At 72.9% G+C, this 15,136-nt stretch carries 11 protein-coding genes; 5 read left to right on the plus strand and 6 right to left on the minus strand.

The features are described 5' to 3' along the window. The first annotated feature begins 4 nt into the window (after positions 1–4). Complete coding sequence (locus tag ACLJTM_RS23745; protein WP_411105797.1) at positions 5–1,633, plus strand: substrate-binding and vWA domain-containing protein; 1,629 nt, start codon at positions 5–7, stop codon at positions 1,631–1,633. A gap of 49 nt (positions 1,634–1,682) precedes the next feature. Further along, the gene (locus ACLJTM_RS23750) at positions 1,683–2,267 is read left to right on the plus strand and encodes a hypothetical protein (protein WP_411105798.1); all 585 of its coding nucleotides are present in this window, start codon (positions 1,683–1,685) and stop codon (positions 2,265–2,267) included. Between the two features lie 71 nt (positions 2,268–2,338). Here ACLJTM_RS23750 and ACLJTM_RS23755 read toward each other — a convergent pair whose 3' ends face one another. Continuing rightward, positions 2,339–4,186, minus strand: a complete 1,848-nt coding sequence (locus ACLJTM_RS23755) for a phosphoenolpyruvate carboxykinase (GTP) (RefSeq protein WP_411105705.1) — start codon at positions 4,184–4,186, stop codon at positions 2,339–2,341. Between the two features lie 211 nt (positions 4,187–4,397). Between ACLJTM_RS23755 and trhA the strand changes: the two genes are divergently transcribed. Beyond that, positions 4,398–5,120 (plus strand): PAQR family membrane homeostasis protein TrhA, encoded by a 723-nt coding sequence (trhA, locus tag ACLJTM_RS23760; RefSeq protein ID WP_411105706.1) that lies wholly within the window; start codon positions 4,398–4,400, stop codon positions 5,118–5,120. Between the two features lie 121 nt (positions 5,121–5,241). On the opposite strand, the gene ACLJTM_RS23765 is transcribed toward trhA, so the two are convergent. The 3 genes from ACLJTM_RS23765 to ACLJTM_RS23775 form a co-directional block, all read right to left on the minus strand. Then, on the minus strand, positions 5,242–7,296 hold the full coding sequence (locus ACLJTM_RS23765; protein ID WP_411105707.1) for a thioredoxin domain-containing protein: 2,055 nt from the start codon (positions 7,294–7,296) through the stop codon (positions 5,242–5,244). Positions 7,297–7,343: 47 nt separating this feature from the next. Next, positions 7,344–8,681 (minus strand): recombinase family protein, encoded by a 1,338-nt coding sequence (locus tag ACLJTM_RS23770; protein WP_411105708.1) that lies wholly within the window; start codon positions 8,679–8,681, stop codon positions 7,344–7,346. 67 nt (positions 8,682–8,748) lie between these two features. Continuing rightward, positions 8,749–9,630 (minus strand): DUF4344 domain-containing metallopeptidase, encoded by an 882-nt coding sequence (locus tag ACLJTM_RS23775; protein WP_411105709.1) that lies wholly within the window; start codon positions 9,628–9,630, stop codon positions 8,749–8,751. 149 nt (positions 9,631–9,779) lie between these two features. Here ACLJTM_RS23775 and ACLJTM_RS23780 point away from each other — a divergent pair, with 149 nt between their 5' ends. Next, positions 9,780–13,070, plus strand: coding sequence for a tetratricopeptide repeat protein (locus ACLJTM_RS23780; protein WP_411105710.1), 3,291 nt, complete (start codon positions 9,780–9,782; stop codon positions 13,068–13,070). Between the two features lie 206 nt (positions 13,071–13,276). On the opposite strand, the gene ACLJTM_RS23785 is transcribed toward ACLJTM_RS23780, so the two are convergent. Further along, entirely contained in the window at positions 13,277–13,507 is a 231-nt protein-coding gene (locus tag ACLJTM_RS23785) for a hypothetical protein (RefSeq protein ID WP_411105711.1), read from the minus strand. A 2-nt stretch (positions 13,508–13,509) separates the two neighbouring features. Further along, positions 13,510–14,391 (minus strand): mycothiol conjugate amidase Mca, encoded by an 882-nt coding sequence (gene mca / locus ACLJTM_RS23790; RefSeq protein WP_411105712.1) that lies wholly within the window; start codon positions 14,389–14,391, stop codon positions 13,510–13,512. 120 nt (positions 14,392–14,511) lie between these two features. On the opposite strand from mca, the gene ACLJTM_RS23795 reads away from it, so the two are divergent. Next, positions 14,512–14,913, plus strand: a complete 402-nt coding sequence (locus ACLJTM_RS23795) for a DUF4307 domain-containing protein (protein WP_411105713.1) — start codon at positions 14,512–14,514, stop codon at positions 14,911–14,913. Positions 14,914–15,136 lie beyond the last annotated feature (223 nt).

Below are 15,136 nucleotides of genomic sequence, written 5' to 3' on the forward strand. Positions count from 1 at the left end.
GGCCGTGGCGGCGTTCGTGGCGGCGGCGCTGGCGGTGTCGGCCGGCTGTACGTCCGGGGGGTCCGGAAGTTCCGCAGGGCTCGGGGGGTCCGGGGGGACGCCGGGCGGGCCGGGGAAGTCCGCGTACCAGGAGGGCAGGCTGCGGGTCCTGGCGTCCAGCGAGCTGTCCGACATGGCGCCGGTGCTGGAGTCGGCCAGGGCGGCCACCGGGGTCGGCGTCGAGCTGACCTGGTCGGGGACCCTGGATGCGGTGGAGCAGATCGCGTCGGGGAAGGCCGACGGGAGGTACGACGCGATCTGGCTGTCGTCCAACGACTACCTGCGGCTGCGGCCGGAGGCGGCGGGGAAGCTCGCCAACGAGACGCCGGTGATGTCCTCGCCCGTGGCCCTCGGCGTGAAGCCGCAGGCGCTGGCGCGGCTGGGGTGGAAGCCCGAGGAGGTCACCTGGTCGGCGGTCCACGAAGCCGTGGCCGGCGGGAGGCTGACGTACGGGATGACCGATCCGGTGCGGTCCCATTCGGGTTTCTCCGCCCTGGTGTCGGTGGCGTCGGGCCTGTCGGGGGCGCAGTCCGCACTGACGGAGGCGGACGTGAAGGCGGCGGCTCCGCGGCTCAAGGAGTTCTTCGCCGGGCAGAAGCTGACCGCGGGTTCCTCCGGGTGGCTGGGGCAGGCGTACGCGAAGCGCGGGGACGTGGACGCGCTGGTGAACTACGAGTCGGTGCTGCTGTCCATGAACCGGGACGCGAAGGACCCGCTGACGGTGGTCCGGCCGCGCGACGGGGTGGTCACCGCGCACTATCCGCTGACCCTGCTGACCTCGGCCCCGGCCGGGGCCCGCGCGTCGGGGCGGGCGCTGACGGAGTACCTGCGGGGCGCCGGGGCACAGAAGGCGATCACCGAGCAGACCTTCCGGCGTCCGGTGGCGGCAGCAGTGGCCCCGGCCGCGGGGCTGGACGCGCAGAAGCGGCGCGAGCTGCCCTTCCCGGGCTCGCGTGCGGTCGCGGACGGGCTGCTGGCCTCGTACGAGAACGAGCTGCGGCGGCCTTCGCGGACGGTGTACGTGCTGGACACCTCGGGGTCGATGTCCGAGGAGGACCGCATCGGCCGGCTGCGGTCGGCGCTGGCCGATCTGACGGGCACCGGGAGTTCGGGGACGGGTGAGCGCTTCCGGGACCGGGAGGAGGTGACGCTGCTGCCGTTCGGGTCCACGGTGAAGGCGGTCCGGACGCACGTCGTCGAACCGGGTGCTCCGGGGGCGGCCCTGGACGCGGTCCGCGCCGACGTGGAGGCGCTGCGCCCGGAGGGGGGTACGGCGGTGTACTCCAGTCTGGAGGCGGCGTACGCGCACCTCGGGGCGGGCGGCGCGGACGCGTTCACCTCGATCGTGCTGATGACGGACGGGGAGAACACGGAAGGGGTGGGGGCCGGGCACTTCGACTCCTTCTACGCGGCGCTGCCCGAGGCGCAGAGGCACACGCCGGTGTTCGCGGTGCTGTTCGGCGACTCGGACCGCAAGGAGCTCGCCCACATCACGGAGCTGACCGGCGGGCGCCTCTTCGACGCCACCGGCACGGGGGTGGCCGGGGGCGGTTCGCTGAGCGGAGCCTTCGAGGAGATCCGTGGCTACCAGTAGGGGCGGGAGGGTGACGGCGCCGGGCGGGGCCGGACGGGCCGGGCGGGTCCTGGGCTGGCTGGAGTCGCGGAAGAACCTGGCGGGTTCGGCCTGCGGGGTGGCCGGGGCGGGCCTGGCGCTGGCCGGGGCGGGCGGCGCGTGGTGGCCGCTGGTGGTCGTCGGCCTGTACGGGGCGGGCGCGCTCATCGCCCCGCCGGAGCGGGTGCCGGTGCCGCCGTTCGATCCGGGAGAGGAACTGGGCGCGCTGCGGGCGGACTTCGCCCGGCTGCGGGAGTACCTGGCGGAGGTGGAGCTGCCGTCGCCGGCGGCGGGCACGCTGGCGGAGCTGGCGGAGCTGTACGGGGCGCTGCTGGCGCCGGGGTGGGTGGCGCGGGCGCTGGCCACCGAGCCGGATGCGGTGCACGCGCTGGCGCGGGGGATCCGGCAGGACGTGCCGGAGTGCGTGGACGCCTACCACCGGACCCGCTGGTGGGACCGGATGTCGCCGGGCGGGGAGGCGCCGGAGCAGCACCTGGAGCGGCAGCTGGCGGCGCTGCGGGAGGAGGCCGGACGCCTAACGGCGGGCCTCCACGAGGTGGAGGCCCGCCGTCAGCAGACGCACACGGCCTATCTGGAGGAGCGCGGACGCTCCTGATGGGCCGGTGCGGCGGTGGGAACCGCTTGGTCGGGGGTTCCCAGTTCATGGCCCCGGGGGGCGGGGGCGGGTCAGCCCAGGCGCTCGACGAGCGCGTGGTACTGGTCCCACAGCTCCTTGGGGGTGTGGTCGCCGTAGGTGTTCAGGTGCTCGGGGACCAGGGCGGCCTCGTCGCGCCAGATCTCCTTGTCGACCGTGAGGAGGAATTCCAGGTCGGCGGCGGGCAGGTCCAGGCCGTCGGTGTCGAGGGAGTCCACGGTCGGCAGGATGCCGATGGGGGTCTCGACGCCTTCGGCGGTGCCGTCCAGGCGGCCGACGATCCACTTCAGGACGCGGCTGTTCTCGCCGAAGCCGGGCCACACGAACTGGCCGGCGTCGTTCTTGCGGAACCAGTTCACGTAGTAGATCTTCGGGAGCTTGGCCTGGTCCTTGTCGGCGGCGACCTTGACCCAGTGGGCCATGTAGTCGCCCATGTTGTAGCCGCAGAAGGGCAGCATGGCGAAGGGGTCGCGGCGCAGCTCGCCGACCTTGCCCTCGGCGGCGGCGGTCTTCTCGGAGGCGATGTTCGAGCCGATGAAGACGCCGTGGTTCCAGTCGAAGGACTCGGTGACCAGGGGCACGGCGGAGGCGCGGCGGCCGCCGAAGAGGATCGCGGAGATCGGGACGCCCTTGGGGTCCTCCCACTCGGGGGCGATCGTCGGGCACTGGGCGGCGGGGACCGCGAAGCGGGCGTTGGGGTGGGCCGCGGGGGTGTCGGACTCCGGGGTCCAGGCGTTGCCCTTCCAGTCGACGAGGTGCTCGGGCGCCTCTTCGGTCATGCCCTCCCACCAGACGTCGGAGCCGTCGGGGGTGAGCGCGACGTTGGTGAAGACGGTGTTGGCGTACATCGTCTTCATGGCGTTGGCGTTGGTGTGCTCGCCGGTGCCGGGGGCGACGCCGAAGAAACCGGCCTCGGGGTTGATCGCGTAGAGGCGGCCGTCCTCGCCGAAGCGCATCCAGGCGATGTCGTCGCCGATGGTCTCGACGGTCCAGCCGGGGATGGTGGGCTCCAGCATCGCGAGGTTGGTCTTGCCGCAGGCGCTCGGGAACGCGGCGGCGACGTACTTGGCGGCCTCGGCTCCGCCTTCTTCCTGCGGCGGGGTGAGCTTGAGGACGAGCATGTGCTCGGCGAGCCAGCCCTCGTCACGGGCCATGACGGACGCGATGCGCAGGGCGTAGCACTTCTTGCCGAGGAGGGCGTTGCCGCCGTAGCCGGATCCGTAGGACCAGATCTCGCGGCTTTCGGGGAAGTGGGAGATGTACTTGGTGGTGTTGCAGGGCCACGGGACGTCGGCCTGGCCTTCGGCGAGCGGAGCGCCGAGGGTGTGGACGGCCTTGACGAAGAAGCCGTCGGTGCCGAGCTCGTCCAGGACGGCCTTGCCCATGCGGGTCATGGTGCGCATGGCGACCGCGACGTAGGCGGAGTCGGTGATCTCGACGCCGATCGCGGAGAGTTCGGAGCCGAGGGGGCCCATGCAGAAGGGGACGACGTACATCGTGCGGCCCTTCATGGAGCCGCGGAAGATGCCGTCGTCGCCGGCGAAGAGCTCCTTCATCTCGGAAGGGGCCTTCCAGTGGTTCGTGGGGCCCGCGTCCTCTTCCTTCTCGGAGCAGATGAAGGTGCGGTCCTCGACGCGCGCGACGTCGGAGGGGTCGGAGGCGGCGTAGTACGAGTTCGGGCGCTTGCTCTCGTCGAGCTTCTTGAAGGTTCCCTTGGCGACGAGCTCCTCGCACAGGAGCTCGTACTCGCTCTCGGAACCGTCGCACCAGACGACGCGGTCCGGCTGGGTGAGGGTTGCGATCTCGTCCACCCAGGAGATCAGTGCTGCGTGCCGGGTGGGGAGGGTCGAACGGGTGGGAGCCGCGTTGTCGCGCGCCACGATTGCTCCTTGTTGAGGGGTGTGTTTGGTGTTGGCCCCGTGGGGGCTGCGACCCGGACGCTTCGCGCTCCGCTCATCCGGTGTCGACCGCACTCATCTGATCATCCGGTGGATGTGCGCATATGTCCAGGGGGCCTCTCACGTGAGCATCGCCACTCCCGTCAATCTTCCGTAAAGAGGACTAACAGAAACCTACGGACCCGTAGGTAGCATGTGCGCCATGACTTCTGATGCCGCCGCCGTCCCGGCCTCCGAGGCCCACCCGGTCGTCCAGGCCCTGGAAGCGGCCGAGACCGCCCTTGAGGAAAAGCCGCTCATGCGCGGCTGGCTGCACACCGGAATGTTCCCCGCCGTCGTCGTCGCCGGCCTCGCCCTGATGGCCTTCACCGACTCCACCCGCGCCCGCGTCGCCTGCGGGGTGTACGTCCTGACGGCCTGCCTGCTCTTCGGCGTCAGTGCCGTCTACCACCGCGGCACCTGGGGCCCGCGCGGCGAGGCCGTCCTACGGCGCCTCGACCACGCCAACATCTTCCTGATCATCGCCGGCACCTACACCCCGCTGACCGTGCTGCTGCTGCCGCCCTCCAGCGGCCGGACCCTGCTGTGGGCCGTGTGGATCGCCGCCGCCGCGGGCATCGCCTTCCGGGTCTTCTGGGTCGGCGCCCCGCGCTGGCTGTACACGCCCTGCTACATCGCGATGGGTTGGGCGGCCGTCTTCTTCCTGCCCGACTTCCTGCGCACCGGCGGCGTCGCCGTCCTGGTCCTGGTGATCGTCGGCGGTCTGCTCTACAGCGTGGGCGGGGTCATCTACGGGATGAAGCGCCCTAACCCCTCACCCCGCTTCTTCGGCTTCCACGAGGTCTTCCACTCACTGACGCTGGCGGCCTTCGTGGCCCACTACGTGGGCATCTCCCTCGCCGCCTACTCCCACTGAGCCGCCCCCCGCACCCTGACGCCGCCCGTTCCCACCGGGCGCCCGCAGCGCCCCCGGACGCCACCGCGGGCGCCCGGAAAACACCGCGACCGGCGCGACCAGCGCGGCCGGCGCGACCGCGTCAGGGACGCAGCGCGCCCACCTGCTCCCCCAGCTCGAACGGATCCGTCGTGGGCCGCGCACAGACGAAGTGCCGGCACACGTACGCACTCGCCCGGCCGTCCACCAGCGTGCGGTCCGCGAGCAGGGGGAACTCCCCGCCGCTGCCGTCCGCCGCCCGCACCTCACCCACCGCCACCACCGCGCCGGGAGCCGTCCCCAGCAGCGCCGTCCGGTGCAGCGCGGCCCGCGCCGCGTCCCCGGCGCCGCCCACGACCGCCACCTCCCGCGGCCCGTCCAGCAGTGCCTCGGCCACCGCCAGTCCGTGCCCGATGAAGCGCGGCGCACGCGGACCCAGCGCGTGCACCACACCCAGCGCCCGCTCGGCCGCCGTACGGTGCGCCTGCGAACCGGTGTGCGCCGCGTACGACAGCAGCGCACCGGCCGCAGCGGTCCAGCCCGAGGGCGTCGCCGTGTCCGTGGGGTCCTGCGGGCGCCGGATCAGCTGCTCGGCATCGTGCGCGGTGTCGTACAGCGAACCGTCCTCGGCGGTGAACCGGTCCAGCACCAGGTCCACCAGGAAACCGGCGAACTCCAGCCAGACGCCCTCACCGGTGACGGAGGCCAGCGCCAGGAAGCCCTCCGCCACGTCGCCGTAGTCCTCCAACACCCCCGCGTGGGCACCGGCCCGCCCGTCCCTGCTGGTCCGCACCAGCCGGGCGCGGCCGTCCATGTGCACCCTGACCAGCAGGTCGGCGGCCTCGGTGGCCCGCTCCACCAGGTCCGGACGGTCGAAGTACGCCCCGCACTCGGCGAGCGCGGCGACGGCCAGCCCGTTCCAGGCGGCGACGACCTTGTCGTCCCGGCCGGGCGCGGGACGCTGCGCCCGCGCGGCCAGCAGCCGCTCCTTGATGCCCGCCAGCCGGCCGGCCTCCACCGAAGGCCCGTCCTGCGGGCGTTGCAGCACCGACCGACCGTGCTCGAAGGTGCCCTCCTCGGTCACCCCGAAGCAGGCCGCGGCCAGCTCCCCGTCCTCCTCGCCGAGCACCTCGCGCAGCTCATCGGGCGTCCAGGCGTAGTACGCCCCCTCCACGTGTGCGCCGGTCAGCGGGTCCTCGCTGTCCGCGTCGAGGGCCGAGGCGAAGCCGCCGTGCTCGGTGCGCAGTTCGCGGACCATGAAGTCCGCCGTCTCCAGGGCGACCCGCCGGGCCAGGTCCGAGCCGGTGGCCCGCCACAGGTGCGCGTAGACCCGGCACAGCAGCGCGTTGTCGTAGAGCATCTTCTCGAAGTGCGGCACGACCCACTCCCGGTCCACGGAGTACCGGGCGAAACCGCCGCCGAGCTGGTCGTAGATCCCGCCGCGGGCCATCGCCTCGCAGGTGTCCGCCGCCATCTGGAGCGCGCCTTCGGAACCGGTCCGTGCGTGGTGGCGCAGCAGGAACTCGACGACCATGGACGGCGGGAACTTCGGCGCACCGCCGAAGCCGCCGCGCACGGCGTCGTACTCCCGCGTCAGGCCCAGCAGCGCCTGCGCCAGCTCCTCGGCGCCCGGCGTCCCGGCCTTCCCGTAGTCCAGCTGCCGCTCGGACAGGTCCCGCGCGATCCGCTGAGCGACATCGGTGACCTCCTCGCGGCGGTCGGTCCAGGCGACCCGCACCCCTTCGAGGACCTGCCGGAAGGAGGGCATGCCGTGACGGGGCTCGGGCGGGAAGTAGGTGCCGAAGTAGAAGGGCTCGGCGTCGGCGGTGAGGAACACGGTCATGGGCCAGCCGCCCTGACCGGTGGCGGCCTGCACGGCCTCCATGTAGACGGCGTCGACGTCGGGCCGCTCCTCGCGGTCCACCTTGACGTTGACGAAGTGCTCGTTCATGTAGGCGGCAGTCAGCTCGTCCTCGAAACTTTCGGAGGCGAGGACATGACACCAGTGGCAGCTGCTGTACCCGACGCTGAGCAGGACGGGCACGCCGCGCTCCCGCGCCTGCTCGAAGGCCTCCGGGGACCAGGGCCACCAGTCGACCGGGTTGTCGGCGTGCTGGAGCAGGTACGGAGAAGTCTCGTTCGCGAGGCGGTTCGACATGCGCCCATCCTGCCGCACCGGCAGCAACAGGGCCTGTGACGGGGCCATCATGTTCCCCTCTGAGGGAGCTGCACACGATCAGCCCACTTCCACTGGGGGACCACCCGGGCATAGTCCCAGTCGGCATGTCCTTTACGGCCCCGTCGGATCACCACGCTGGTGAACACAGAGGCGATAACCCTCCGCTTGTCCTCGAATCCCATCTCGCCAGACTTCCACCGCCGGCGTATCGATTCCGGCATCCGGATCGGTCCGGTCTCGCCCTCGGGGAAGAGCAACCGCTCGATGGCGTCGTCCACCAGGGGGCCGCTGATTGCACACCTTCCACACCCACGACCACCTGCACAGACGTAGTTGAACGGGCTTTTGCGACTGCGGGTGGTCCTGCTCCCTGACATCGGTTGTGCGCACTCGCCACCAGCCGCTGTTTCCGCACCGCAGCGGAGGAAACCGGCGGCAAGATACTTCGGGCCACTTCGCCTTTCCGTCAGCCGCGGACTAAGTGGACCACGATGCATGTACAGACTCCCGGCCGAGAAGGTCGCACACACTGCTGACCACTGCGCCGGGGTGACGATGATTTCCCACACTCCGACCAACGGATCACCGGTGACCGGATCGGTCATCAGCTCCCCTCGGTTTGAGCGGAACCCGCAGACCCTGGGCGAGGTAAGGATCTGCGTGACCGTCTGCGGAGTGGGGCGCCCTCCGCGTGTGCCGGTGATGCCGCGACCCACCCATTCCCGCGCAACCTCCCTGACAGCCTTTCCTGCGATGCGGTCGGCGATCGCCGAGCGCATGAGGTCGGACTCCACCGGGTGCAGGGTACGTCGGTCCTCCAACCAGCCAAATGGCCTCGGCCCGCTGTGCGGCAGCCCGTCCATCGCCCTCGACCAGTGCCAGTCCTGGAGGCGACGACTGCGCATCCGTCCCTCGCTGACGGCCTCCTGCAGCGAGGTGGCGGCTGCCAGGATGCCCTCCTTGCTGTACGGATCACGCAGGCCGTCCCGGTCGACGTACACCCTGCCTGGGTTAGCAGTCAGCGCGGCAAGAAAGCGGATGAGGTCTTCCGGCCTGCGGTAGAGCCGGTCGTCGGCTGCGGCGACAACACCCCGCAGCGATCCGAAGGTGAAGGCGTGCCCGCGATGCAGGTCTGCGAGCAGGTGTTCGAAGGCAGGACGCCGGTCGTCGCCTTGGGACGCGCTGCATGCGTTGTCCGTATAGGTCGCAACGACGATGCAGCCGTGCTGGGCTGCCGTGCGGTCGTTGAGGCGATGCTGCCGGGTGACACCGCGTCCGTCGCGTTGGCGTCCGTCCTGCGAGGTGCGTGCGTACGAGGCGACCGGTATGAGTTCGCCCCGGGGAGTGTGCAGTATCCGTTCCATGGCGCCCGCCTTCGAGAGTTCGTCCGACGCCCGCCTCAACGCACGAGCCGCCGTTCGGGTTACGCGGTCACCGCCGCCGAAGGAGCGGGGACAGGTCGTGGGTCCAGGTGTCGCGGGTGTGGGTCCAGGACCGGGCGCACGGGGCGCGGGACGGGGTGGCGAGGTCCGGGTGGCGGTCGGGGGCGGCGGCGTGGACGGCGCAGCGGTGGGCTTCGGCGCGGGTGGCGGGCGGGGCGTGCTCGTCCGCGGGGTCGGGGGCGGGGTCGGCTTCGGCTGCGAGGTCGTAGGCGCGGGCGGCGGTCAGCAGGGTCTGCTCGCCGTCGGGGCCGGCGCGCAGCAGGATCAGGCGGGCGAAGTCGTCGGCGGCGTCCTCCTCGGCCCGGGCGTCGTCCGCGGCGGGCAGGTCGAGGGCGTGTACCAGGGCGTGGCCGGCCTCGTGGTGGAGGGTTTCGCGGACGATCCGGTCGAGGTCGGCGTCCGGGTCCGGGGAACCGGTGCGGGCGAAGGGTTCGCGTTCCTCGGGGAGGTCGTCGTAGCAGAGCTCCACGCGGTGTTCGGCCGGGTCGTAGCCGGTGCCTTCGCCCGCGCAGGAGCGGGCGGTGACGGTGACCCGGCGGGGCAGGTCGACGTACGCGTTGAGTTCGACGAGGGCGGCTTCGGCCTGGCGGCGGTCCTTCAGGGTGCGGGCGGCGTCCCGGTCGGCGGGTGCGGGCTGCTCGTAGCGCAGGACGAAGCCGTGGTCCGGGGGCGGCTCGGCGCATCCGGCCGCGGGGAGGAGGAAGAGCAGGAGGAGGAGTCCGAGCGGGAGGGTGGCGGGCGTCCGGGATGCTCGGGTCGGCCGCGGTGCTCGGGTCGGCCGCGATCGTGCTCGGGCCGTCCCCGGTTGTGCTCGGGTCGTCCGCCGTGCCCGGGTCGGCCGCGGTCGTGCCCCGGCCTTCCGTACCGTCATCAGCCGTCCTTTTCCCGCCGGTTGGGACCGTCGGGCCGAGTGTACGAGGCGGGCGGCTTCCCTCTGAAGTAGCTCAGATTCCCTCGCGTCGGCGCGTGTCCCGCAGGAGACTTGGCGCACCTTGCCGGAGCTCTCTGAGGGGGATGCGGATGCGGGACAGCCATCGAGGGGAAGCGGAGCGGCTGTTGGTGCGGGCCGTGGACGAGGAGGTCCGGCGCGGTGCGGGTGGGGCGGCGGGCGGCGCGCTGGCGTCCGCGGACCGGGCGGCGCTGCTGGCCCGCGGCCGGGAGGCCCTGGACGCGCTCGCGGCGGGGGCGGCTGCGGAGTACGAGGCGTACGTACGGGCCCTGGACGAGGCGGCGGCCGGGAGCGAGTCGCTGGGTGAGGCCTTCCGCCGGCACAGCGCTTCGACGGCGCTGCTGGTGACGGCGGTGGCGGCGGTGGCGGCCTTCGGGACCGACCTGGCGCTCGGGGTGGCAGCCGGTACGGCGCTGACGGCCGGGGCGGTGGCGGGTGTCGCGGGGGCGGCCGCCACGGTGGCGAAGGTGACGGCCTTCCATCTGCCGGCCGCGAATCGGCGGGCCGGGGAGCTGGGGCGTCCGGGTGGTTCCGAGCAGTTGAGGTTGCAGTGGCTGACGGCGCTGGAGGTGCGCGGGATCCGGCCCTTCCTGGAGCAGCAGCGGGCGGTCGTGGCGGCTTCCCGGGGCGGTCGGGCGGGGCGGCGCAGCGGGCCGCAGTTGCGCGGGGCGGACCGTAGTGCGGCGGCGCGGCGGCGGAGTGCGCTGGAGCAGTCGTTCGGGCAACTCCCGGATGCGGCGGACCCGTTCGTGGGCCGGCGGGCGGAGCTGGCCCGGATTGCGCAGTGGGTGCAGGCGGCGCGGGCGAGTACGGAGACGCGGCCGGTGGTGGTCGTCCTGCACGGGGAGCCGGGTGCGGGGCGCACGGCTCTGGCGCTGCGGGCGGCGCACGCACTGCGGGACCAGTTCCGGGGGGCGTGCGTGGTGGACCTGCGGGGCGGTGATCCGGGTGCGGGAGAGGCGGCGCCGGGTCCGCCGGGGGCGGGCGGCGGGGCGCCGCTTTCGACGCGGGAGGCGCTGTTGCACCTGCTGAACCGGTTGGGGGCGCCCCGTGAGCAGTTGCTGTTCCGGGAGGGTGCTTCGGCGGAGCAGCAGGTGCGGCGGTTGGGCGAGTTGTACCAGCAGTACGTGCAGGGGTTGCCCGTGGCGGTGGTGCTCGATGACGCGGTGGACCCGGAGCAGGTGCGGCAGCTGGTGCCGGAGCGGTCGGACAGTCTGGTGTTGGTGACGGCGCGGGAGCCGTTGGAGCTGCCGGCGGAGTGGGCGGCGTGGGTGCACCGGCTGCCGGTGGAGCGGTTGGCGCAGGCGGAGGCCGCTGAGCTGGTGGGCGGGGGTGCGGGGGCGGCGGATGGTGCCGGGGCGGAGGCGGTCGCCTCGGTCGTGGCGGCCGGTGGCGGTCTGCCGCTCGCCTTGCGGATGCTGGCTCCGCTGGCCCGCTCGGGCAGGGTCCCGGAGGTCGGCGGGGGTGCGGGGGCGGGGCATCCGGTGGAGCGGGCGCTGCGTGCGGCCGATGCGCACCTGCCCGATCCGGCGCGGCTGCTGCTGCGGCGGCTGCCGCTGGCCGGGCGGGCCTCGCTCGGCGGGGCGGCGGCGGCCGCGCTGGCCGACGTACCGGAGCAGGCGGCGCTGCGGACGTTGGAGGAGCTGTGGGAGGCGGGGCTGGTCGAGCGGGTGCGCGGGCAGCGGTTCCGGATGCACGACGCGGTGCGTGCGTATGCGGCGGCGCGGCTGGCGGCGGAGGAGGACCGGGCGCAGGCTGCGGCGGCGCACGGGCGGTTGATCCGGACGTATGCGCAGCTGGCCGATTCGGTGATCCGGATGGTCGACGGGAAGATGTCGACGCGGGCGGACCAGTTCGGCGGGCACGGTTTTCCTTCGCTGGACGCGGCGTTGCGGTGGCTGGACGACGAGTCGAGTTTCATCACGGCGGCGCTGCGCGCGTCGGACGGGGTGGATCAGCAGGCGGTGCGGGACCTGCTGGGTGCGCTGTGCGATTTCTGTCTGCTGCGCGGGGACCTGTACCGGTTGGGGGAGATCGACGAGCTGACGCGGGCGGTCGCGGGGGCGGCCGGCGCGGAGGGCGGGGGCGGCGGGCAGCAGGGGCGGCTGGTGCGGTCGGTGCGGTGGCGCACCGGTATCGCGGCGCGTCAGCTGGGCGAGCTGGACAAGGCGCGCACGACGCTCACGTCGGTGGTCGACGAGTACCTGGAGGCGCGGCAGGAGGCGGGGGCGGCGATGGCGCTCGTCTCTTTGGGGATCACCCTGCACCACCAGGGGAACCTGCCCGAGGCGGCGGCCCGGATCCGGGAGGCGCTGGCGTTGCAGGAGGCGCCGGAGCTGGCGGGTGACCGGGCGTGGGGGCTGCATGCGCTGGCGGCGGTGGAGCGGGACCTGGCGCACCTCGGTGAGGCGCGGGCGCTGCTGGACCGCTCGCTGCGGCTGCACCGGGAGAGCGAGAGCGTCCACGGTGAGGCGTGGGCGCACTTCCAGCTGGGGCAGGTGTACCTGCGGCTCGGCGAGGTGGGGTCGGCGGAGGTGGAGCTGCGGCAGGCGCTGGACCTGTACGGGCGGACGCGCGACGACCGGGGCGAGGCGTGGGCGCTGACCCAGTTGGGGCGGGCCCGGGTGGTGGACGGGGATGCGGGGCCTGCGGTGGAGAGGCTGCGGGAGGCGCTGGCGCGGCACCGGGAGGCGGAGGACGCGCGGGGGGAGGCGTGGACGCTGTACTACCTCGGCCAGGCGCTGGAGGTGGGCGGGGAGCGGGACCAGGCGGTGCGGGAGCTGGAGCGGGCGCGGACGATGTTCTCGCGGATGCGGGACGTGTACGGCTTGGCGTACGCGCGGCACCATTCGGGGCGGGTGACGCGGGACCAGCGGGCGGCGCAGACGGGCAACCTGCGCAATTCGGGCTTCGCGCGGCAGCTGCTGGTGGACGCGCGGGGGGATTTCCGGCGGATCGGGCTGGCCCACGGCGAGGCGTGGACCTGTGTGGAGCTGGCGGTGGTGGACGCGGGCAATGCGAGGGTCGCGCAGGCGCTGGGGCTGTGCGAGGAGGCGGTGCGGCTGTTCGTGTCGTACGGGGACCGGCGGGGGGAGGACTGGGCGCGGTTCCTGCGGTGCACGCTGCTGCCGTACGCGGTCCCGGCGGCCCTGGAGGAGGCGCGGGCGGAGCTGGACCGGCTGGCGGGGGCGGTGCATCCGGCGCGGGACGGGCGGCTGGCGGAGTGCTTGGAGACGTACGGGGTGGTGCTGGGCCGCGGTGTGGACGCGTCGCAGGGGTGGCAGGCGTGGCGGCTGGGTCTGGTCCCGGGGCTGCATGCGCGGGAGGTGATGGGGGTGCCGGTGCCGGACGGCCCGGCGTAGGGGGCGCCCGGGGGGGGTCCACCGGTGGCCCGGCCTTCGGGTGGGTGCCGCGCCGGGCCCCGCCGCGGTGCGGCTCGGGTCCGGCCGCCCGGTCCGGTCCGGTGTGCCGCCCTGCGTGCGACGAGCCCCGCCGCCCACCGGTTCTGCGCGGGGGCGGCGGTTCGCACCAGGTCGTCCGGAGGGGCTGGGGCGCCCGAGGGGCCGGGCTAGGAGCGGGTGGTGTCCTGGCCGGGGGCCGGGGCCGACGCCGGGTCCGGGGCCTCCTGGAAGTTCACCCGGCCCATGTGCCGGCTCATGGACTTCATCAGGCCCCAGACGCCGAGGGCGAGGGCCGCGAACACGAGGAAGCCCAGGATGCCCGGGGTCACCTTGTTCTTGTCGAAGGTGTCCCCGGCCAGCGGAAGGAGCTCGTTCAGTGCTGCCTGCGTAGCGCTCATGACTACGCATTCTCCCGGATGCCCGCGAAGAGGTCGGACTCGGGGAGGGAAGTGTCGACGAGCGACTTCGCCAGCTCGTACTCCTCCGTCGGCCAGACCTCCTTCTGGACGTCCATCGGGACGCGGAACCAGCCGCCGTCCGGGTCGATCTGCGTGGCGTGCGCGATGAGCGCCTTGTCGCGGATCTCGAAGAAGTCCGCGCAGGGCACGCTGGTGGTGAGCGTCCGCTCGGTGCGCTCGAACTCCTTCCAGCGCTCCAGCCACTCCCCGTAGGGGGACTCCATGCCGCGCGCGAGCAGTGCCTCGTGGAGGGCGACGGTGCGCGGCTTGTTGAAGCCCTGGTTGTAGTAGAGCTTCTGCGGCTGGTAGGCCGGGCCGAACTCGGCTTCGGGGAACTTGTCGGTGTCGGCCGCGCCGTCGAAGGCCACCATGGAGATCTTGTGGGTCATGATGTGGTCGGGGTGCGGGTAGCCCCCGTTCTCGTCGTAGGTGGTGATGACCTGCGGCCTGAAGGCGCGGATCTTCTTCACCAGCTCGCCTGCGGCCTCGTCCACGTCCGCGAGGGCGAAACAGCCGTCGGGCAGCGGGGGCAGCGGGTCGCCCTCGGGCAGGCCGGAGTCGACGTATCCGAGCCATTCCTGCGCGATGCCGAGGATCTCGCGGGCTTCGTCCATCTCCTTGGCGCGGACCTCGTGGATGTTCTCCTCGATGTACTTGTCGCCCTGGAGCTTGGGGTTGAGGACGGAGCCGCGCTCGCCGCCGGTGCAGGTCACGACCAGGACGGGCACCCCCTCGGACACGTACTTGGCCATGGTGGCCGCGCCCTTGCTCGACTCGTCGTCGGGGTGGGCGTGGACGGCCATCAGTCGAAGGTGCTCGGTCAAGACGGGATCCTCTGCGATTCGGCGCGGCGGGCGACTTCTATAGTGACCGAATCGGGGGACGGAAAATTCCAGGGGTGGGTCCGCACGGATCCGGCCCCGCCCTCTCGGAAGGAACGATCGATGAGTGCGGTACGCGAAGGCCTTCCCGAAGGCCGGTACGGCCGGTCGGCGGACGAGCGGGCCGATCGCACGCTGAAGATCGTCGGATCGGTGCTGGGTGTCGTGCTGCTGGGCGTGGTGGGCTGGATCGGCTGGGACTACGTCGCAGGTCAGGCCGTCAGCGCCGAGGTGATCAAGTTCCAGGTGGTCTCGGACTCCGAGGTGAAGGTGCACCTGGAAGTCCGCAAGGAGGCCTCCGTCACAGGGGTCTGCACGCTGAGCTCGCAGGACGAGGGGCACGGCGAGGTGGGTCGCGCCGACTTCCGCTTCGCGCAGCCGCAGGACCGGGTGGACGAGGTGGTCTCGCTGAAGACGACCGGCCGCGCCACGATGATCGAGCTGATCGGCTGCACGGAGGGCTAATTCGGCTGCGCGGCCTGGTGGCCGGCTGCGTGGCGCCCAGTGGCTGCGCGGCCCAGTGGCTGCGCGGCCCAGTGGCTGTGCGGGCCAGTGGCTGCGCGGCCCAGTGGCTGGGCCCGCGTCCTGCCGTGGGCTCCGGCGCGCCCGGGGCTCGGCGGATGTGCGGGCCGGGGCGGGGCCGCACGGCGGGCGGGGAGCGGGCGTATCGCGTGCGTGGCGCCGCGTA

It is taken from the genome of Streptomyces sp. cmx-4-9, from assembly GCF_046548835.1.
Taxonomy (GTDB): Bacteria; Actinomycetota; Actinomycetes; order Streptomycetales; family Streptomycetaceae; genus Streptomyces.

Bases quoted from the DNA above. Each gene is read 5' to 3' on its own strand.
- ACLJTM_RS23765 (WP_411105707.1), bottom strand. From the start codon at position 7,296: ATGTCGAACCGCCTCGCGAACGAGACTTCTCCGTACCTGCTCCAGCAC.
- trhA (WP_411105706.1), top strand. From the start codon at position 4,398: ATGTGCGCCATGACTTCTGATGCCGCCGCCGTCCCGGCCTCCGAGGCC.
- ACLJTM_RS23775 (WP_411105709.1), bottom strand. From the start codon at position 9,630: ATGACGGTACGGAAGGCCGGGGCACGACCGCGGCCGACCCGGGCACGG.
- ACLJTM_RS23785 (WP_411105711.1), bottom strand. From the start codon at position 13,507: ATGAGCGCTACGCAGGCAGCACTGAACGAGCTCCTTCCGCTGGCCGGG.
- ACLJTM_RS23780 (WP_411105710.1), top strand. From the start codon at position 9,780: ATGCGGGACAGCCATCGAGGGGAAGCGGAGCGGCTGTTGGTGCGGGCC.
- ACLJTM_RS23795 (WP_411105713.1), top strand. From the start codon at position 14,512: ATGAGTGCGGTACGCGAAGGCCTTCCCGAAGGCCGGTACGGCCGGTCG.
- ACLJTM_RS23770 (WP_411105708.1), bottom strand. From the start codon at position 8,681: ATGGAACGGATACTGCACACTCCCCGGGGCGAACTCATACCGGTCGCC.